General features: G+C 65.8%; 16 protein-coding genes and 1 pseudogene. 10 read left to right on the top strand and 7 right to left on the bottom strand.

The genetic code is table 11. The annotated features are described in order from the left end of the window. Position 1: 1 nt before the first annotated feature. A complete protein-coding gene (gene eccCa, locus ACW2Q0_RS22275; protein WP_457192825.1) occupies positions 2 to 4,051 on the top strand; it encodes a type VII secretion protein EccCa in 4,050 nt (1,349 codons plus the stop codon). On the opposite strand, the gene ACW2Q0_RS22270 is transcribed toward eccCa, so the two are convergent. Then, a complete protein-coding gene (locus tag ACW2Q0_RS22270) occupies positions 4,033 to 4,626 on the bottom strand; it encodes a GNAT family N-acetyltransferase (RefSeq protein WP_457192824.1) in 594 nt (197 codons plus the stop codon). The genes eccCa and ACW2Q0_RS22270 overlap by 19 nt on opposite strands. A 30-nt stretch (positions 4,627 to 4,656) precedes the next feature. After that, the gene (locus ACW2Q0_RS22265; RefSeq protein WP_457192823.1) at positions 4,657 to 5,466 is read right to left on the bottom strand and encodes a GntR family transcriptional regulator; all 810 of its coding nucleotides are present in this window, start codon (positions 5,464 to 5,466) and stop codon (positions 4,657 to 4,659) included. 417 nt (positions 5,467 to 5,883) lie between these two features. Between ACW2Q0_RS22265 and ACW2Q0_RS22260 the strand changes: the two genes are divergently transcribed. Beyond that, positions 5,884 to 6,138 (top strand): DUF4254 domain-containing protein, encoded by a 255-nt coding sequence (locus tag ACW2Q0_RS22260; protein WP_457192822.1) that lies wholly within the window; start codon positions 5,884 to 5,886, stop codon positions 6,136 to 6,138. Here the strand turns inward: ACW2Q0_RS22260 and ACW2Q0_RS22255 are convergent. From ACW2Q0_RS22255 to ACW2Q0_RS22240, 4 genes and pseudogenes are all read right to left on the bottom strand, one after another. Beyond that, a complete protein-coding gene (locus ACW2Q0_RS22255) occupies positions 6,081 to 6,461 on the bottom strand; it encodes a hypothetical protein (protein ID WP_457192821.1) in 381 nt (126 codons plus the stop codon). The two genes, ACW2Q0_RS22260 and ACW2Q0_RS22255, sit on opposite strands and share 58 nt — an antisense overlap. A gap of 348 nt (positions 6,462 to 6,809) precedes the next feature. Further along, positions 6,810 to 7,274, bottom strand: coding sequence for a GNAT family N-acetyltransferase (locus tag ACW2Q0_RS22250; RefSeq protein ID WP_457192820.1), 465 nt, complete (start codon positions 7,272 to 7,274; stop codon positions 6,810 to 6,812). Continuing rightward, a pseudogene (locus ACW2Q0_RS22245) lies at positions 7,271 to 7,483 on the bottom strand (IS256 family transposase); the annotation flags it as partial. The gene ACW2Q0_RS22250 and the pseudogene ACW2Q0_RS22245, both read right to left, overlap by 4 nt. A gap of 231 nt (positions 7,484 to 7,714) precedes the next feature. Beyond that, positions 7,715 to 11,644, bottom strand: coding sequence for a nucleotide-binding protein (locus tag ACW2Q0_RS22240; protein ID WP_457192819.1), 3,930 nt, complete (start codon positions 11,642 to 11,644; stop codon positions 7,715 to 7,717). A gap of 797 nt (positions 11,645 to 12,441) precedes the next feature. Here ACW2Q0_RS22240 and infA point away from each other — a divergent pair. From infA to truA, 8 genes are all read left to right on the top strand, one after another. Further along, a complete protein-coding gene (gene infA, locus ACW2Q0_RS22235) occupies positions 12,442 to 12,663 on the top strand; it encodes a translation initiation factor IF-1 (protein ID WP_003418601.1) in 222 nt (73 codons plus the stop codon). Between the two features lie 225 nt (positions 12,664 to 12,888). Further along, positions 12,889 to 13,002, top strand: a complete 114-nt coding sequence (gene rpmJ / locus ACW2Q0_RS22230; protein ID WP_040686659.1) for a 50S ribosomal protein L36 — start codon at positions 12,889 to 12,891, stop codon at positions 13,000 to 13,002. 176 nt (positions 13,003 to 13,178) lie between these two features. Next, the gene (gene rpsM, locus ACW2Q0_RS22225) at positions 13,179 to 13,550 is read left to right on the top strand and encodes a 30S ribosomal protein S13 (RefSeq protein ID WP_364390903.1); all 372 of its coding nucleotides are present in this window, start codon (positions 13,179 to 13,181) and stop codon (positions 13,548 to 13,550) included. Positions 13,551 to 13,560: 10 nt separating this feature from the next. Further along, the gene (gene rpsK, locus ACW2Q0_RS22220) at positions 13,561 to 13,974 is read left to right on the top strand and encodes a 30S ribosomal protein S11 (protein ID WP_014349147.1); all 414 of its coding nucleotides are present in this window, start codon (positions 13,561 to 13,563) and stop codon (positions 13,972 to 13,974) included. A 20-nt stretch (positions 13,975 to 13,994) separates the two neighbouring features. Beyond that, positions 13,995 to 14,600 carry a 30S ribosomal protein S4 gene (gene rpsD / locus ACW2Q0_RS22215; RefSeq protein ID WP_364390901.1) on the top strand — a complete coding sequence of 202 codons (606 nt, stop codon included), beginning with the start codon at positions 13,995 to 13,997 and terminating at the stop codon, positions 14,598 to 14,600. A gap of 140 nt (positions 14,601 to 14,740) precedes the next feature. Next, on the top strand, positions 14,741 to 15,799 hold the full coding sequence (locus tag ACW2Q0_RS22210; protein ID WP_457192818.1) for a DNA-directed RNA polymerase subunit alpha: 1,059 nt from the start codon (positions 14,741 to 14,743) through the stop codon (positions 15,797 to 15,799). A gap of 50 nt (positions 15,800 to 15,849) precedes the next feature. After that, the gene (gene rplQ / locus ACW2Q0_RS22205; protein WP_457192817.1) at positions 15,850 to 16,377 is read left to right on the top strand and encodes a 50S ribosomal protein L17; all 528 of its coding nucleotides are present in this window, start codon (positions 15,850 to 15,852) and stop codon (positions 16,375 to 16,377) included. Between the two features lie 147 nt (positions 16,378 to 16,524). Then, positions 16,525 to 17,580: a tRNA pseudouridine(38-40) synthase TruA gene (gene truA / locus ACW2Q0_RS22200; RefSeq protein WP_457192816.1), complete on the top strand. Its 1,056-nt coding sequence runs from the start codon at positions 16,525 to 16,527 to the stop codon at positions 17,578 to 17,580. A 68-nt stretch (positions 17,581 to 17,648) separates the two neighbouring features. Here the strand turns inward: truA and ACW2Q0_RS22195 are convergent, their stop codons facing one another. Then, positions 17,649 to 18,092 carry an Hsp20/alpha crystallin family protein gene (locus ACW2Q0_RS22195; RefSeq protein ID WP_457192815.1) on the bottom strand — a complete coding sequence of 148 codons (444 nt, stop codon included), beginning with the start codon at positions 18,090 to 18,092 and terminating at the stop codon, positions 17,649 to 17,651. Positions 18,093 to 18,219: the final 127 nt, after the last annotated feature.

Below are 18,219 nucleotides of genomic sequence, written 5' to 3'. Positions count from 1 at the left end.
CATGGCTACCGAAGGTTTCGTGCGCCGCCCCCGCATCGCCCCGCCGCGCGCACCGGGCGGTGAGGTGGCGTTGAATTCGCCGCCGGAGATCCAGCGGGTCCTGCCGGGACCACTGATCATGAAGTTGATGCCGGTGATCATGGTGGTCGCCGTCGTCGGCATGATCGCGATGATGGTGATGATGGGTCGCAACCTGCTCGCCAATCCGTTCATGTTGATGTTCCCGATGATGATGCTCATGTCGATGGGCGGCATGATGCTCGGCATGCGGGGCAACGGCCCCAAGGGGGCGGGGGAACTCAACGAGGAACGCAAGGACTACTTCCGCTATCTGGACCAGATGCGCAACGACGTCCGCCGCACCGGCAATAAGCAACTGGAATCGCTGATCTGGAGTCATCCGGAGCCGATCGATTTGCCGTCGGTGGTCGGTACCCGCCGGATGTGGGAGCGCAGGCCCAACGATCCGGACTTCGGACATGTGCGGGTCGGGGTGGGTAGCCACCGGTTGGCGACCAAGTTGGCGCGTCCGGAAACCGGACCGCTCGAGGATCTGGAGCCGGTCTCCACGGTGGCCCTGCGCCGTTTCGTACGAACCCATTCGGTGGTGCATCAGCTGCCGACCGCGGTATCGCTGCGGGCCTTCCCAGCCATCAATATCGGCGGCGATACCGGGGAGGCCAGGATGCTGGCGCGGGCGATGCTGATGGAGCTCACCGCGTTTCACGGACCCGATCACGTCGCGATCGCCATTGTCTGCGCCGATCCGGACGGACCGTCCTGGGGATGGGCGAAATGGTTGCCCCACCTGCAACATCCCACTGTCCGCGATGGCATGGGCTCGGCCAGGATGATGTACGGCTCACTGGCCGAACTCGAAACCGCGCTGGCCTCGGAACTGCTCGAACGCGGCCGCTTCATGCGCAATCCGCAACCGACACAGGGCCGTTTGCATCTGGTGGTCATTGTCGATGACGGCTACGTCAGCGGTACCGAGCGGCTGATCAGCGAGGCCGGTCTGGATTCGGTCACCGTGCTCGATCTGACCGCACCGGAGAACGGCCTGGCCGCGCGGCGCGGTCTGCAATTGGTGGTCGGCGACGGTGCGGTGAGTGCGAAAAGTGCTGCGGGAGCCGAGAAATTCGCCATCGCGGACGAGGTGAGTACGGCCGAATCGGCCTCCTTCGCCCGCCGGCTGGCCCGGTTCCGGATCGCCACTGCCGCACAGATCGTCAGCCTCGGTGATGACACCAGGACCGATCCGGGATTGATGGCGCTGTTGAAGATTCCGGATGCGGCGCAGATCGAACCGTCGAAGGTCTGGCGTCCGCGCACCGCGCGGGAGCGGCTGCGGGTACCGATCGGCGTCACTCCGGATGGTACCCCGGTCGAAATCGATATCAAGGAATCCGCCGAGAGTGGTATGGGACCACACGGATTGTGCATCGGCGCAACGGGTTCGGGTAAGTCCGAATTCCTGCGCACGCTGGTGCTATCCATGGTGACCACGCACTCCCCGGATGCGCTGAACCTGGTGCTCGTCGACTTCAAGGGCGGCGCGACTTTCCTCGGCCTCGACGCGCTGCCACATGTCGCCGCGGTCATCACCAACCTCGAGGAAGAGCTCTCGATGGTGGACCGGATGAAGGATGCGCTCGCCGGTGAGATGAACCGCCGCCAGGAATTGCTGCGCGCCGCGGGCAATTTCGCCAATGTCAACGACTACGAGAAGGCACGCGCTGCGGGCGTCGCGCTCGACCCGCTACCCGCGCTGTTCGTCATCGTCGATGAGTTCTCCGAATTGCTTTCGCAGAAACCGGATTTCGCGGATCTGTTCGTCATGATCGGCCGCCTCGGCCGGTCACTGCACGTCCATCTGCTGCTCGCCTCGCAGCGACTCGAGGAGAACAAGCTGCGCGGACTGGATTCGCATCTGTCCTATCGGATCGGTCTGCGCACCTTCTCCGCCAACGAATCCCGCGCGGTACTCGGCATCACCGATGCCTACCACCTGCCCGGCATTCCGGGCTCCGGTTACCTCAAGAGTGATGCCGACGATCCGTTGCGGTTCAACGCGACCTACGTCTCCGGACCGTATGTCTCGCCGAGTGGCAATCGACAGGTGGACGGCCGGGTGGTCGGCGGTCAGTCGCCGACGGTTTTCACGGCCGGACCCGTAGCGGTCGAGGAGCGGCCGGAGCCGGTGCGGATGGAACGGCCCGATCTGCCGCCGCCACCAGGCGCCGAGCCGGACGAGGAGTCGTTCGGCGGCGTTCCGGAGACGCTGCTCGAGGTGGTCGTGAAACGCCTGACCGGACACGGCCGTCCGGCGCACGAGGTATGGCTGCCGCCGCTGGACGAATCGCCGACGGTGGATATGCTGCTGCCCGATCCCGACTGGCGCTCCCCGGTCAATCGGCACGGCCAGCTGTGGATGCCGATCGGCATCATCGACAAACCCTACGAACAGCGCCGCGATGTGCTGACCATTCAATTGGCCGGTGCCCAAGGCAATGTCGCGGTCGTCGGGGGTCCGCAGTCCGGTAAGTCGACAACGATCCGCACCATCGTCATGGCCGCCGCGGCGACGCACAGCCCCGAACAGGTCCAGTTCTACTGCCTCGATTTCGGTGGCGGCAGCCTGGCGGGTCTGGCCGGTCTACCGCATGTCGGTTCGGTCGCGGGCCGTCTGGACGGTGATCGGGTGCGCCGCACCGTCGCCGAGCTGACCACACTGATGCGCCAGCGCGAGGAGCGCTTCGCCGAACTCGGCATCGAATCCATGGTTGATTTCCGGCGCCGCAAGTACTCCCAGATGGAGGCCCGGCTCATCAACGGGACCGAGGCCGATCCCAACGATCCACTGGCCGCGGACCAGTTCGGCGATGTCTTCTTGGTCATCGACGGCTGGCAGGCCATGCGCGAGGAGTTCGACACCGTCGAACCACAGATCACCGCCATTGCGGCACAGGGTCTTTCGTATGGCATTCACCTGATCATCGGCGCCGCGCGCTGGGGCGAGATCCGGCCCAATGTGAAGGATCAGATCGGTACCCGAGTCGAGCTGCGCCTCGGCGATCCCACGGATTCCGAAATGGGCAGGCGCACAGCGGCTCTCGTGCCGGTGGGCCGCCCCGGTCGCGGTCTCACACCCGATGAACTGCATATGCTCATCGCGCTGCCCCGGCTGGATTCCGATTCCGATCCGCAGACCCTGGCCGAGGGGGCTGTCCAGGCCAGGGACCAGATGCAGCAGCTGTACCCGGGCCGTCGTGCCCCCGAGGTGCGCATGCTGCCGCTGCAGATCAGTCGCGACGAGGTCGTGGCGATCGCGCGCAAACACGACGCCGAACTCGGCCCGACCAAGGTCCTCGTCGGGCTCGGCGAGAACGAATTGGATCCGTTCGTACTGGATTTCGGCCAGGAGCCACACTTCATGGCCTTCGCCGATGTCGAATGCGGCAAAACCACGCTGCTGCGCAATATCGCCATGGGCATTACCGAGAACGCGACACCGGAGCAGGCCAAGATCATCCTGATCGACTACCGCCGCAGTCTACTCGGCGTGGTCGACGAGGCCCATCTCGGTGGTTATTCCACCTCATCGCAGACCTGCGGACCGATGGTCAACGAGCTTGCGCGATATATGTCCAAGCGCATTCCGGGCTCCGATATCACCCCGCAGCAATTGCGCGAGCGCAGCTGGTGGACCGGGCCCGAAATCTATTTGCTGATAGACGATTACGACATGATCACCGCGGGCATCAATCCACTGCTGCCGCTGCTGGAATACCTGCCGCAGGCCCGCGATATCGGACTGCATGTGGTCGTCACCCGACGCACCGGCGGCGTCTCGCGGGCCCTCTACGACAATGTGCTCGGTGGTATGAAGAACCTCTCCGTCGACGCGCTGATCATGAGCGGCCCGAAGGACGAGGGCAAACTGATCGGTGACGTCCGTCCGATGAAGCTGCCGCCCGGTCGTGGCATCCTGGTGTCGCGCAACCGCGGTCAGGAGATGGTGCAGATCGCCTATCTGCCGCCGCTGTGAGCCTCGGGCGCCGACTGCGGCACCGGGGTCGGCACCGGCGTCATCGGTTCGAATGTCCAGCTGTCGGAGCGGCGTTGGAACAGCGCGCGGGACGGTCCCGAGGCGGCCGGGCCCGCGATCCTGGCCAGGTGGAAGCCTTCCCTGCGGTAGTAGTCGTGCAGATCGCTATTGGTGGTCCAGGCATCGAGCCGGACCCAATGGCGTTGTCGTTGGCGCGCAAGCGATGCGGCGTGGGCGAGCAGCCGGTGACCGATGCGCTGACCGGCGAAGCGGACGTCGACGATCATGTAATGGGCGATGACCGCGTCGGCCAGCTCCCATGGCGACCACAGACCCGGGTCCGAGCGGTCGTTGACGGTGATCGTCCCGGCCGGTTCTCCTGTGACCTCGGCAATCCAGGTTTCGCCCGCGTCCAGCGCTTCGCCGACCGCCTGTGCGAAGGTCTCGATCGGTAGGCCGCGGCCCGCGACGGTCCACTGATCGGAGCCGCGCGCGGTGAGCCACGCGGTGCGCTGGATCCGGAGTCGACAGATGGTGCCGAGATCACTCAGCGCCCCCAGGCGGATGGTTATCATGACTGCACCGTATTCATGGCGGAACGTTTTTCATGGCAACGCGATACCCGGCCGGTAGGAGATGCCGAGCGTGTGTCGGATGACGGTGGTGCCCGCGTCGTCGCCGAGTTCATAGGCCAGCCGATTGCGGGTGGCGATCGACCGGTGCCGGGTGGCCCTGGTGATGCGGTCGTGGTTGGCGCCGATGCGTAGATGGTCCAGCATGATGGTGCCGGTCGCGACCCCGAGCACGATCGCCTCCTCGGCACTGGCCGGGCGGGCGACGAGCGTGTCGCGGTGTGCGGTCTCGGCGTGGCCGCGGTCGGCCAGTCGGCGTGTCGTGCCCTCGGGAATGTCGTGCGGCGAATCGATACCGGTCGCTTCCGCCAGGTCCCGCGGATAGAAACTGACCTCCCACGACCACGGTTCGTTGTCCAGGAACTGCACGACTGTCCTGGCCAAGATCCAGGAATTCTCCGGCACGCCTAGCCAGTAGGCCACTTCCGGATTCGCCGGTTCCATTTTCGCGCTGAACTCCTTGGTCGGTTCGCGATGTGCGGCGCGCGCGATCTCTTCGAAGATATCGTGGGCCGATTGCGGACGATCCGGACGAATATGGTCGGTGACAACCGATTCCAGGACTTCTTGGTTTCGGACGATGGTGCCACGGGAAGTAGCTGTGTAGACGAGATTTTCGGTTACCAATACCTGAATGGCGTTGCGCGCGGTAGTGATCGAAACCTGCATTTGATCGGCCAGCTCGGTGTGGCTGGGCAACCGATCACCCGGATTCCACTTGCCTGCGCGGATCTCCTCGCGGAGGAGGTCTGCGATCCGGAGATACGTCGCACCGTCCGCCATCATGCTCCTCGGTCAGTCGTGCAGGTAACGAAGTGTACTCTTCGTTACTCCCTACGGCCCGGTAACGCTTGACAGGTGCCTTCAGAGGTTTATTGTAATGAACGTCCTGATCCAGGTGTTGTGCGGCGACGACGGCGAGGCAACGTGGCAGGTTCGGATTCAACGGTAGTGATGGCTCTTCCAGGCGCATCGCGGTGTGTCGATTCGACGGTGCAGTCCCTGACTCCCGGACTGCTTCCCACCTCGGATCTACTTGTTCGGGCGTGTCGTGGTCACCGAGTTGTTGGTGGTCCGCTGCTATGGTTCGCCCGTGACCTCGCGATTCTGCATGAGAGACGCCTCGTAGGTCGTGGCGGATCGGTATCGACCGATCCGGCGACGATCCTCGAAATCGAGCGTCGCAGAGGTGAATTGGTCATGGCGATCGACGACTGGGTGGCGCGCAGCGTGCCGCAGCATCGGCTCGGCGCCACCCTGCACACCGAAACCGTCGGCTCGGTCATCGACCGGATCGCGGAATCCTCGGTTCGCGCGCACCACGCGCTGATGACCTTGGACGCCCACGATGAACAATTGCACGCTTCGTGGCATCATCTCGCCGAATTGGCCGATGCCTACGATGATTTGGTGCGCGATGTGCTCGCGGGACGGCGGCGACTCCCGGAGTGGTGACGGCCCGGGTCGACGAGGGGCCGTGGCGACCTTATCGGTAGCCACGGCCCCTTGCCGATTCGGAAAGCGGTGGACCTGCTCAGCTCACCGGCGTCTGGTGTTGAGTGAGAGGCACCGGCGCCGATCGACAATTCGGCCAGTCGCGTCCATGCCACATGCATATGTTCACCGGTCAGATCATCGGTCATCAGCAGGTGGAAGGCGCGGTCGGCGGTGGCCGCGATGCGATCGATGATGTCGCCGAGTTCGGCGTCGCGACGGTGGCCGGTGCGCAGCGTCAGATGCTCGGTGGCCCAGGTGTCGATATTGGCGACCAATTCCATTCGGAGACAGTCGATTACGGCCCTGACCTCGGGATTTTCCCGCCTCATCCGGTGCAATCGGACCAGATCGTGCGACTATCGGCAGATATGTCCGCGGACCTGTTTCCCGTTCAGTGCGCACAGTAGCTCGCTGGTACTCGGCAGTACCGAGTCGGTTTTCGAACGCACCAGCGTCGGATGCCGACGGAACGTCGGGTTACTACGGTGCGCCGGCTGGTTCACAGCGGTGCGGTGAGCTCGAGGTGGATATCGCCGGGATCGCTGAAGGACAGGATCGCGATGCCGAATCCGTCCAGCGCAGTGACCTCGCCGTGTTCGATTCGAGAGATTGTCAAGATCTGTGGATGATCACTGGTGATGGGGTCGGCGCATGAACCGTTCGTTGGTGTCGTCGGGTGATTGGCCAGCGTCGATAAAGCCGTGGCGCCGGTATAAGCCGATCGCGTGTTCGTTGTCGGATTTGACCGACAGGACGATCTCCCGCTGACCTGCCCAGTTCATGACAGCGCGTACAGCCGTATCGCCGACACCGCGCCCGCGGGCGAACGGGGCGACCCACATTGATATCAGCTCCACCGTCGTGTCATCGCGAACGTAGGCGCCGACCAAGCCCGCGGGGGTGTCGGCGAGCCGGAGCACGATGTTCAGTGGGACATCGACCAGGCGTGCCCGCCACCGTTGCTCGGTGTCGCCCGGGCCGCTCCAGTGCGCGAGTGTCGCACCGAACGCCGGGCCCGACTCGGCGAGCGCTTCCAGCCGCAGTGTTCGCCACAGTCGCCAGTCCTCGGGGTCGAGCATCTGGACTTCGATCATGCTGCTACCTCTCCGGGACGTTCGACGAGTTCGCCACGGATGAATGTAGCGCCGGCACGGACGAGGGCGACCAGGTGTGGAGCGTTGACCGCGCGCCAGCGGGCCTGTGCGGCTGCGATGAGCTTGAAGGCCATCGCCAGCCCGGCCGCCCGCGAGCCCGGCCCTTTGGTTACCTTGGTCCTCAAACGCACTGTGGCGAAACATGATTGGTAACACGCATGATTACGGCGTCGGTCGCTCCAACGGGGCGAGCATCACGAGCGAGGAGTTCGCGGTTCGTCTCGCGTCCCCGCGAAGGCGCGGCCATCGACTCAGCCGAGTCGTCGAAGCGCATGCGCCGAAGTCGCGAGTTTCGACGACCCCGCTAGCGACTGCTTGTACGTCGCTCGGAAGGGCCGGACGCGAGACACCAGCGGGCCGCGAATACGCCGCGCCGCAAATCAAACACTGTAGCGGCGGTGGTCTATTCCGAATTCGTCGGCGACGGTCGCGGCGAGTTCGACGTAGGCGCGTTTGGTGTTCTTGTGCAGGCGGTGCAGATCGATCTCGGCGCCCTCGGACAGGTGCGAGTCGTACGGGATGATGTGCACGGCGCGGCAACGCGACAGGAAGTATTCGCGCAGCTGCTGAATGCCGACATTCGGGGAACCCTCACGCGGCAGATTGATCACCACGACCGCATTGCGGACCAGGTGATCGTGACCGTGCAGGGACAACCAATCGAGCGTCGCCGCGGCACTGCGCGCGCCATCGATCGCGGCCGAGGAGATCAACACCAGCGAATGCGCGAGGTCGAGCACGCCGCCCATGGCCGAATGCATCAGTCCGGTACCGCAGTCGGTCAAGATGATGTTGTAGAACCGCTGCAGGATGCGGGCGACCGCACGGTACTCCTCGTCGTTGAATGCCTCCGACGCCGCCGGATCCCGTTCGCTGGCAAGCACTTCCAATCGGCTGGTGCCCTGCGAGGTGTGTCTGCGCACATCCGAATAGCGCTGGATCGCGGGATCCAGCAGGAGATCGCGCACGGTCGAACGGGTCTGCAGCGGCACCCGCTGCGACAGCGTGCCGAAATCCGGATTGGCATCGACCGCGATCACCCGGTCACCGCGGATGGAGGCGAAGATCGAGCCGAGACCCATTGTCGTCGTCGTCTTTCCGACACCACCCTTGAGCGAGAGCACCGCGATCCGATAGTCACCGTGCACCGGCTGGCGGATCCGCGCGACCAGTTCCTGCAGCCGCAACTCCTCCGCGGACAATCCCGGATTGATCGCGCCACCGGACACATGATGCACAGCCTTGCGCCACCCGCTGCTCGGCGACTTCTTCGCGCGCCGCAACGGCACGTCATCGAGCGAGGGCTGCGGTCCATGCGGATGCTGCGGCTGATACTGCCCAGGCTGATTCTGGGCACCCGGTTGATACCCGGACACCATCTCCTGCCCATACCCAGGCCCAGCGGGCGGTTGGCGGTACCCGGCCTGCGGATTCCCAACGGGCGCATGCGGTGCCATCGGTCCCTGCTGCCATTGATCCGGCTGCTCACCCGCCGATGACTGCTGCCCCGTACCCCGGGCCGCCGGATTCTGCCACTGCTCACCCTCCGGCGCGCGCCCGATATGTGGCTGCCCGTATCCGGGTGCGTTTTGCCGTGCTGCCTGGTCGCCGCCAGGCACTTGGCCGGTGCGTCCTTGGCCGCCCTGCCACCGTGTCTGTTCCCCAGGTGCCTGCCCCAGGGGGCCGGGCGCTGGCGCGCCTTGCGCTCGATCGCCGCCGGGGGCATGGCCCATTGGTTCGGGCTCGCGCTGCTGCGGTGCCGGGATGCCGCCGGCCTCCTGCCCCGCAGTCGCGGGGCCGCCCTGCCACGGTAGGTGATCGCCGGCGACCGCATGCCCGGTGGACCCGGTTTCACTCTGCCATGGCGCCCGGTCGCCGGCGGGTCCTCGTCCCATGGGTCCACTCTGGGACGGTGCGTGGTCGGTGCCGGGTGCCTGTCCCGTGGGAGCAGGTCCGCCTCGCCACAGTGCCGAATCGCCGGGGGCCTGGCCCATCGGCGCGGAACCGCCTTGCCGCGCTGCGTGATCGCCGCCGGGGGCTTGTCCGGTGGGGCCGTGGCCGCTTTGCCACGGTGCCTGGTCGCCGACCGGTGCTCGCACGGTGGACGGTTGCGCATATCCGGCTCCGTTGTGCCACTGACCATTCGGTTGGTCGGTGCTCGGCACTCGAGGTCCCGTCGCGGACTGTGCGTACCCGGGCCCATCGCGGTCGCCGCTCGGTCCGTCGGCTATCGCGGATTGCGCTGCTCCGGTCGTGCTCGCGCGGTCGCCGGGCTCATGCGGTGCGGACTGCTCGCCGGACGGAACCTGCTGATCGCCAGTTGTATCGGCCGTCCGCGCGGCATCAACGCCGGAGCCACTCGACTCTTCGGTCGTGTCGATCTCCGATGCCAACCGGTGCCGCCCACCGACGGGCAGCGATGCGCCCGTCGTTCCGGGCACCGGGTGTGCGGCCCAACCATCTGTGGCCAGTCCCCGTCCCCGTTGCGCCGCCCCGGATCCGAACTGCCCGGCGGTCCCGGTCCGGGATTCGGTCGCGCTTCCATGCGGGCCCGAACCGGGAAGTCCGCGCTCCTCGCCCGGTGTCGCCCCCGGTCCCTGGAATTCGGAACTCGGATCCGTCGGATTCGGCCCGGTGACCCATCCGGGCGCCGCGGACCGGCCTTGTTCCCGATCGGGATCCGGCTCTCCGGTGCCGGTATGCCCTTGGACGTCAGCTTCCTGCGGTGTGAAGCGCGGACGCTGGAAGTCGCCGCCGGTTGCTTGCGGTGCGGACGCCGGGTCGAACTCGCCGCATGCGTCCGGAACCGACGGGGGGCGCTGGAACTGGCCGCCGGGAATCTGGGGTGGCGTCACCGGGCCCGAGCCGGGCGATGGATTGTCCTCGGCGATTTGTTGTGCCTGGCCGTACCGGCTGTAGTCGTGCGGCGCCGCGCCACTCGCGGAAGATGTTGTGCCCGAAGGCGATCCGCCCGCAGCGGGAGCAGAATCCCGGGCACGATCGCGCGGTGCGGATCCGTACTCCGGGGAGGGGGTGCCGGAAACCCGTGCGGAGCCACTCGGCCGCCCGGTCGGATCGACGGTCGCGGAATCGAATATCGGTGTCGCACCGGGGGATTCCGCGCGATCGCCGGTTTCGGCGCCCGCGGCGGAACGCACGGCTTCGTTCGCGGCCTGCTCGGCGAGAGCTCGCGCTGGGTCATCCCGATCCGTACGGCTTACCGCACCCGACTCATCCGCCGCCGCGGCATCAACGTTCGAGGCCGCATCGGAATCCGTCGCCGACGGCGTATCGGATTCCCCTGGTGGCGGCGGCAATTCAGGCCGCTGCCCCGTCCGCGCAGCTCCTTGCTCAGCACCAGCCTGCTCCGCTGTCGGCCGCTGCGGTGCAAGCCAAGCCGGCGGACCATCGTCACCTTGTGAGCCCAATGGACGAACCTGCTCCGCCCGGCTGCCGTCACCGTGCGATCCAGCCCGGCTCGACTCATCGGGTTGCGAGCCTTCCATATACGAGGCGGGTCGCGTCTCGTCGAGTCGCGCAGGGGCATCGAAGTCGTCGACCGGCGAATGCGGTTGTGTGGCGGCCTGGTTCGGCGGGGGTGGCAGGTCGGGGCGCGACGACTGGTAGCGCACCGTTTCCTCGACGGATACGGGCGGCTCTGTGGCCGCGGTCGGTTGGCCCGGCTGCTCGTTCGGAGGCGTTTGGCTAGCGCCCGGCTGCTGGTGGTCGGCAGCGGGCCGCTGTGGGCTGGAAGGGCGTGGCGGCACCAGCGGTTGCGCTGGTGGTGTCGGCGGCCTGCTGCCGAGCGGGTCGAAACCGGCGGAGGGCTGGCGTGGGTTGCGGGTTGGCAGCAGGTTACCGCTCTGCCAGCCGTGCGCGACGCTTTCCGGCCGCGCAGGTGGATTGGCATCGTGCTGTGGTGAATCCCCCGGCTCGGGACCCTGCTGGGATTCGGGACCCTGCTGGGATTCGGATCCGCGAATGGCGTTCGGGCCCTGGAAACCACCCGGTCCGCTGTGCAATTCGAATCCGGGACCGGACAATTCGCGCCCGGCCGAACCCGGGCGCTGGCCCTGCTCCTCGGACTGCTCATCCTTACCCTTGCGGCGGCCGAATCGGCGCTTTTCCCGGCGCGCGGCTTCGGGACGCTCGGTCTCCGGTGCGCGCTTGGAACGTCCACGCCGCGAAGGCGCTTCATCGATGAGGTCGTCGTGTGGCAGGTTTTGTACGGGCGCTTCGTAGCCGCCGGTGACATCGCTCTCGGATAGCCATGGGGGCAGCATGGGGAGGCCGTCGTTATTACGGCTCACACGTCCCCCTTGATCTGCTCGGCCTTTGTTCCTGGGCTGAAGTCAGTTTACGCGACGACTCTGCCTCATCACGGGTGGGGAGTAGGCCCGACGACTGGTTTTCAAACCCCTTGTCGTCGGGATCTGTTGAGCCCATGCGCCTCTCGATAGGCGCGCTGAGAAGTGTTGTGATGTGTGGTCGCTATTGCTCTGCGTGACCGATTGTCGCGTGTCTGCTTCGCCATCGGCGCCGCCTCGATCCCGAGCTCCGGCGGCCTCTATATCCCGGCGAGTGCGGCCTCTATACCTGGCGAGCGCAACACTTCACCGACGTTCCCTGTGCGACCTCGCCGGGGTGGCCAACGCGCTCGACGGCGCCCGGATCCACCAGGCATCGCCGTGCTCCCGCGCGGTCTCGGCGGACGGCGGCGCGAAACCGTGTGACGATGATCCGACTGCGACCGGCGCTGGTCTCGTCATCGACAGCACCTGCCAGGCGTGACCGACAGTGCTTATCCGCCGCCGCGCGACGCTCACCGCCCCAACGCGGGGGCAGAGGGACTCCGGCAACCATGCCTACGCCAGACCGGCACGTCCACGCACCGCCGCATACGCGCCGAATGCGGAACAAGAGCCGCTTGCGCCGCCTGTACCAGGGTGAATTGGCCTGCCCGCGATTCAACCGGTAAGCTTGGTCGGCGGTGCACCTACGCGCCGACTGTTTGCATGTCGCCGATCGGGGTCGACCGATGGGTTACATGGAATCAGATACAAGACAATCAAACCAGGTTTGAGTGTAAACCGGGATCGCGGAGGACATGGCGAAGAAAGACGGGGCCATCGAGGTCGAGGGTCGAGTTGTCGAGCCGCTGCCCAATGCGATGTTCCGGATCGAGCTCGAGAACGGGCACAAGGTTCTCGCGCACATCAGCGGAAAGATGCGGCAGCACTACATTCGCATCCTTCCCGAGGACCGTGTGGTCGTCGAGCTCTCGCCCTACGACCTGTCGCGCGGCCGCATCGTGTACCGCTACAAGTGACCGCGCCCGCCGCGCCCCTCGTAAGTGAGCCATGCTCACGGAGAGCGTCGGCCGGGCTCGTTTCGCTCGAGTTTTTGTGGGGGTGCAACCCCCATACTCGTCCGGCGGGTTCCGCCCCCGGACGGGAACCGTCGCCCAGCTGGGCGGCACAATAGACTTCCCCAGTCTTCCGGCTGGGGAAAAACTGTGTTCACACCCGTGTGAACCGAACAAGATTGGACGGACGTGAAGGTTCAGCCGAGCGTCAAGAAGATCTGCGAGAAGTGCAAGGTGATCCGCCGTCATGGTCGGGTCATGGTGATCTGCGAGAACCTGCGCCACAAGCAGCGTCAGGGCTGAGTTCGCGATACCAGCCGGGCACCGATCACTGATCGGCTTGGCCAACTGAAAGAAGACCTCCCAGCGCCAACGGGCACACACTGTGCCCGCAGACCCCCGGACCGGAGGCCGGGGCCCCACCAAGACGAGGGGACGGACAGGGAGCAGACCTCCGCAACGATTAAGGAACCTGCCACATGGCACGTCTCATGGGCGTCGATCTTCCGCGCGAAAAGCGCATGGAGATCGCGCTGACCTACATCTACGGCATCGGCCGTACCCGCGCCAAGGAGATCCTCGAGGCGACGGGCGTCAGCCCGGACCTGCGGTCGAAGGACCTCAGCGACGAGCAGGTCACGCAGCTGCGTGACTACATCGAGGGTTCGGCCCTCAAGGTCGAGGGTGACCTGCGTCGCGAGGTGCAGGCCGACATTCGGCGCAAGATCGAGATCGGCTGCTACCAGGGTCTGCGCCACCGTCGTGGCCTGCCCGTGCGTGGCCAGCGCACCAAGACCAACGCGCGCACCCGCAAGGGTCCCAAGCGCACCGTCGCAGGCAAGAAGAAGTAGGGGATAAAGGATGCCTCCGAAGAGTCGGGCCTCCGGCCCCAAGAAGACCCAGAAGTCGCGTCGCCGGGAAAAGAAGAACGTCCCGCACGGCCACGCGCACATCAAGAGCACGTTCAACAACACGATCGTGTCGATCACCGACCCGTCCGGCAACGTCATCTCGTGGGCGTCCTCGGGCCACGTCGGCTTCAAGGGTTCGCGCAAGTCGACCCCGTTCGCCGCGCAGCTCGCCGCCGAGAACGCTGCCCGCAAGGCGCAGGAGAACGGCGTCAAGAAGGTCGACGTGTTCGTCAAGGGCCCGGGTTCGGGCCGCGAGACCGCGATCCGTTCGCTGCAGGCCGCAGGCCTGGAAGTCGGCACAATCTCCGATGTCACCCCGCAGCCGCACAACGGCTGCCGTCCGCCCAAGCGGCGTCGCGTCTAGCGGGAAAGGAATAACGAAAAATGGCTCGTTACACAGGCCCTATCACCCGCAAGTCGCGTCGTCTGCGGGTCGACCTCGTCGGAGGCGACCAGGCGTTCGAGCGTCGTCCGTACCCGCCCGGCCAGCACGGCCGCGCGCGGATCAAGGAGAGCGAGTATCTGCTCCAGCTGCAGGAGAAGCAGAAGGCGCGCTTCTCCTACGGCGTCATGGAGAAGCAGTTCCGCCGGTACTACGAAGAGGCCAACCGCCTCAAGGGCAAGACCGGTGACAACCTGCTCCGTCTGCTCGAGACCCGTCTCGACAACGTCGTGTACCGCGCCGGTCTGGCGCGCACCCGTCGGCAGGCTCGCCAGCTGGTCAGCCACGGTCATTTCCTGGTGAACAACCGGGCCGTGAACGTCCCCAGCTTCCAGGTGACCCAGTACGACATCATCGATGTCAAGGAGAAGTCGCTCGGCACGCTGCCGTTCCAGGTCGCGCGCGAGACCATCGGCGACCGCCCGGTTCCGGGCTGGCTGCAGGTGATCCCGGGCCGGCTGCGGATTCTGGTGCACCAGCTGCCCGAGCGCGCCCAGATCGATGTGCCGCTGCAGGAACAGCTGATCGTCGAGTACTACTCGAAGTAACAGCTTTCGCTGCTGGTGCGTGATCGTCTCCACCGGCCGTAGCGACTGCTTGCAGGTCGCTCGAAAGGGTCAGCCGATCACGCACAACCCCCAAGACGTGGGCGTCAAATAGTGGGCGCCCGTACAGGAGGATGATCCTAATGCTGATTTCACAGCGTCCGACGCTGACCGAAGAGGTCGTCGCCGAGAACCGCTCGAAGTTCACCATCGAACCGCTCGAGCCGGGCTTCGGATACACACTCGGCAACTCGCTGCGGCGTACTCTGCTGTCCTCGATTCCCGGGGCGGCGGTCACCAGCATCCGTATCGACGGTGTGCTGCACGAGTTCACCACCGTTCCCGGTGTGAAGGAGGATGTCACCGACATCATCCTGAACCTCAAGGGTCTGGTCGTGTCCTCGGAGGAGGACGAGCCGGTCACGATGTACGTGCGCAAGCAGGGCCCGGGCACGGTCACCGCGGGTGACATCGTGCCGCCTGCCGGTGTTGTCGTGCACAACCCGGATATGCACATCGCCACCCTGAACGACAAGGGCAAGCTGGAGATCGAGCTCGTCGTCGAGCGTGGTCGCGGTTACGTCCCGGCGGTGCAGAACAAGGCGTCCGGCGCGGAAATCGGCCGGATTCCGGTGGATTCGATCTACTCGCCGGTGCTCAAGGTGACCTACAAGGTGGAGGCCACCCGTGTCGAGCAGCGCACCGACTTCGACCGTCTGATCCTGGACGTGGAGACCAAGAACTCCATCACCTCCCGGGACGCGCTCGCCTCCGCGGGCAAGACCCTGGTCGAGCTCTTCGGCCTGGCCCGTGAGCTCAATGTCGAAGCCGAAGGCATCGAGATCGGCCCCTCGCCGGCCGAGGCGGATCACATCGCCTCGTTCGGTCTGCCGATCGAGGATCTGGACCTCACCGTCCGGTCCTACAACTGCCTCAAGCGCGAGGGCGTGCACACGGTCGGCGAGCTCGTCGCCCGCACGGAATCGGATCTGCTGGACATCCGCAACTTCGGCCAGAAGTCCATCGACGAGGTCAAGGTCAAGCTGCATGCGCTGGGCCTCTCGCTGAAGGACAGCCCGGCCTCGTTCGATCCTTCGTCCGTGGTGGGTTACGACGCGAGCACCGGAACGTGGAGCGACAGCGGCACGTTCAGTGACACCGATGGCGGCGAGCAGGACTACGCCGAGACCGAACAGCTCTAGGCCGCCGGGGTAGGCGCCCCGGTCCCGGCCTCTTCTAAGGAGAACAAACAATGCCCAAGCCCAAGAAGGGTGCCCGCTTCGGCGGGTCGGCGTCGCACCAGAAGGCGATTTTCGCCAATCTGGCCACGGCGCTCTTCGAGCACGGTCGGATCACGACCACCGAGGCCAAGGCCAAGGCGCTGCGCCCCTACGCCGAAAAGCTGGTCACCAAGGCGAAGGCCGGCACCCTTGCCGACCGTCGCGAGGTGCTCAAGGTCATCCGCAACAAGGATGTCGTCCACGAGCTCTTCGCCTCGATCGGTCCCTCGTTCGAGGGCCGCGAGGGTGGCTACACCCGCATCACCAAGACGCTGCCCCGCAAGGGTGACAACGCGCCGATGGCGGTCATCGAGCTGGTCCGGGAGAAGACCGTGACCAACGAGGCCGACCGCGCCCGTCGTGTTGCCGCGTCCAAGAAGACCGAGGCGCCCGCTGCCGAGACCGTGGTCGAGGAGAAGGCCGACGAGGCCGTCGCCGAGACCGTCGAGGTCGAGGCTCCCGCTGCCGATGAGGCCGCTGAGGACAAGAAGGACGCCTGACGTTCGGTTCTCGCACGAGCCCGCCGCCCCCATTGAGGGTCGGCGGGCTCGTGCGTATCCAAGACCGCCACGCCGACATCGGATTTCGCGTGGTGAGTGGTTCTGGTCGCTTCGCCGCCCGTGTTCGTATCGACTAGGAGATCGCCTGTGACCGAGGAGGATTCGGTGGATTCGACGGTGTCGGGTGAGTCCGCACCGGTGGATTCGCGCGGAGTCGCGCGGGTTCCGGGCGTCATGCGGCCACCCGGAGTCGAGCAGGCCTCTGGAGTCGTGCAGGCACCTGAGGGCTTGGAGGGCCGTGTGGTCGTGCAGACTCCTGGAGTTGTGGCGGCTCCTGAGATCGTGCGGGGCGCGTACGTCGACGCAGGGCCCGAGTCCGACGCCGACACGGTCCGGGTGCGGCTCGATATCAGTTACGACGGTACGGATTTCATCGGCTGGGCGCGGCAACCGGGTCTGCGCACGGTACAGGGTGTCCTCGAAGAGTCGCTGAGCAAGGTGCTGCGCGAACCGATTCAATTGACCGTCGCGGGCCGCACTGATGCCGGTGTGCACGCCGAGGGGCAGGTCGCGCATTTCGATAGCGGCTCCGAACCGGATGCGGCCAAGCTCATCCACCGCATGGCCCGGTTTCTCCCGAAAGACGTGCGGATCAAGGATATTCGTGTCGTCCCGCCAGAATTCGACGCGCGCTTCTCAGCGATCCGCCGCCACTATGCGTACCGGCTGACCACCGCACCCTATGGGGCCCAGCCGCTGCAGGCCCGCAGCGTTGTCGCCTGTCGCCACGATGTAGATCTCGAAACCATGCGCGAGGCATCGCGAAAACTGTTGGGCCTGCACAACTTTGCCGCATTCTGCCGCCGCCGCGATGGTGCGACGACCGTTCGCGAGCTCCAGTGCTTCGATTGGGAACGCGACGGTGATCTGCTGACCGCTTATGTCAGCGCGGATGCGTTCTGCTGGTCCATGGTGCGCAGCCTCGTCGGTGCGGTGCTCGCGGTGGGGGAGGGACGTCGTAGGCCCGACTGGGTCGCCGCGCTGCTCGACGAAACCGAGCGCTCGAGCTCGGTCACCGTGGCGCCCGCGCACGGTCTGAGTCTCATCGCCGTCGACTATCCGGACGCCGCCGACCTCGCCGCGCGCAATGCCCAAACTCGCGAAATGCGTACTGTCCCAACCCAAGGCTGCTGCGGCGACTGATTACCGGGGTCGCTCCCGCACCGCGAATCGGCGGGCGCGTGACGGTGCGGGAGCATTACCCCGCCGAATTAGCCGGACGAACCCGCCTCGATTGTTCGTGGCTGGCTGGAGCCGGAGATTTCGATGCGGCGCGGCTTGGCCTTCTCGGCGATCGGCAGCGTCACCGAGAGCACGCCGTTGTTGTAGGTTGCGCTGATCTTGTCGGCATCGACATTGTCGCCGAGGCTGAGCTGACGCATATAGGTGCCGGCGAAACGTTCGGACGCAATCCATTGGACGCCTTCGTCACTCGGCAGGCTGCGCTGTGCGCGCAGGGTGAGGGTGCCGTTGTCGACGCTCACATCGACAGTGCCGGGGTCCACACCGGGCAGGTCGGCGTTGAGTACGTAATGATCGCCTGCCTTGAACAGATCCATCGGCATGAATCGTGGCACGCGAGACGATCCGACGGATTCGCCGAGTAGTTGGCGGGCAACGGTGTCGATGTCATGGAATGGATCGAATCGGAGCACAGCAATCACCTCCGTTTCACTAGGGGCGGCGCCTGCCACGGCGACGGGCGCCGGAAGCTGTGCACCATCCAAGTTAGCACTCTCGATATAGAGTGCTGATGGGTGGCTCGAAATATCGCGGCCCGTC

The organism is Nocardia citri, from assembly GCF_054065835.1.
This window is presented reverse-complemented; position numbering and strand designations above follow the sequence as displayed.

Coding starts and splice junctions, on each gene's coding strand:
- ACW2Q0_RS22270 (WP_457192824.1), bottom strand. CDS start 4,626: ATGATAACCATCCGCCTGGGGGCGCTGAGTGATCTCGGCACCATCTGT.
- ACW2Q0_RS22255 (WP_457192821.1), bottom strand. CDS start 6,461: ATGGAATTGGTCGCCAATATCGACACCTGGGCCACCGAGCATCTGACG.
- rplQ (WP_457192817.1), top strand. CDS start 15,850: ATGCCCAAGCCCAAGAAGGGTGCCCGCTTCGGCGGGTCGGCGTCGCAC.
- rpsM (WP_364390903.1), top strand. CDS start 13,179: ATGGCACGTCTCATGGGCGTCGATCTTCCGCGCGAAAAGCGCATGGAG.
- ACW2Q0_RS22210 (WP_457192818.1), top strand. CDS start 14,741: ATGCTGATTTCACAGCGTCCGACGCTGACCGAAGAGGTCGTCGCCGAG.
- ACW2Q0_RS22260 (WP_457192822.1), top strand. CDS start 5,884: ATGGCGATCGACGACTGGGTGGCGCGCAGCGTGCCGCAGCATCGGCTC.
- rpsD (WP_364390901.1), top strand. CDS start 13,995: ATGGCTCGTTACACAGGCCCTATCACCCGCAAGTCGCGTCGTCTGCGG.
- infA (WP_003418601.1), top strand. CDS start 12,442: ATGGCGAAGAAAGACGGGGCCATCGAGGTCGAGGGTCGAGTTGTCGAG.
- ACW2Q0_RS22265 (WP_457192823.1), bottom strand. CDS start 5,466: ATGGCGGACGGTGCGACGTATCTCCGGATCGCAGACCTCCTCCGCGAG.
- rpsK (WP_014349147.1), top strand. CDS start 13,561: ATGCCTCCGAAGAGTCGGGCCTCCGGCCCCAAGAAGACCCAGAAGTCG.
- ACW2Q0_RS22250 (WP_457192820.1), bottom strand. CDS start 7,274: ATGATCGAAGTCCAGATGCTCGACCCCGAGGACTGGCGACTGTGGCGA.
- eccCa (WP_457192825.1), top strand. CDS start 2: ATGGCTACCGAAGGTTTCGTGCGCCGCCCCCGCATCGCCCCGCCGCGC.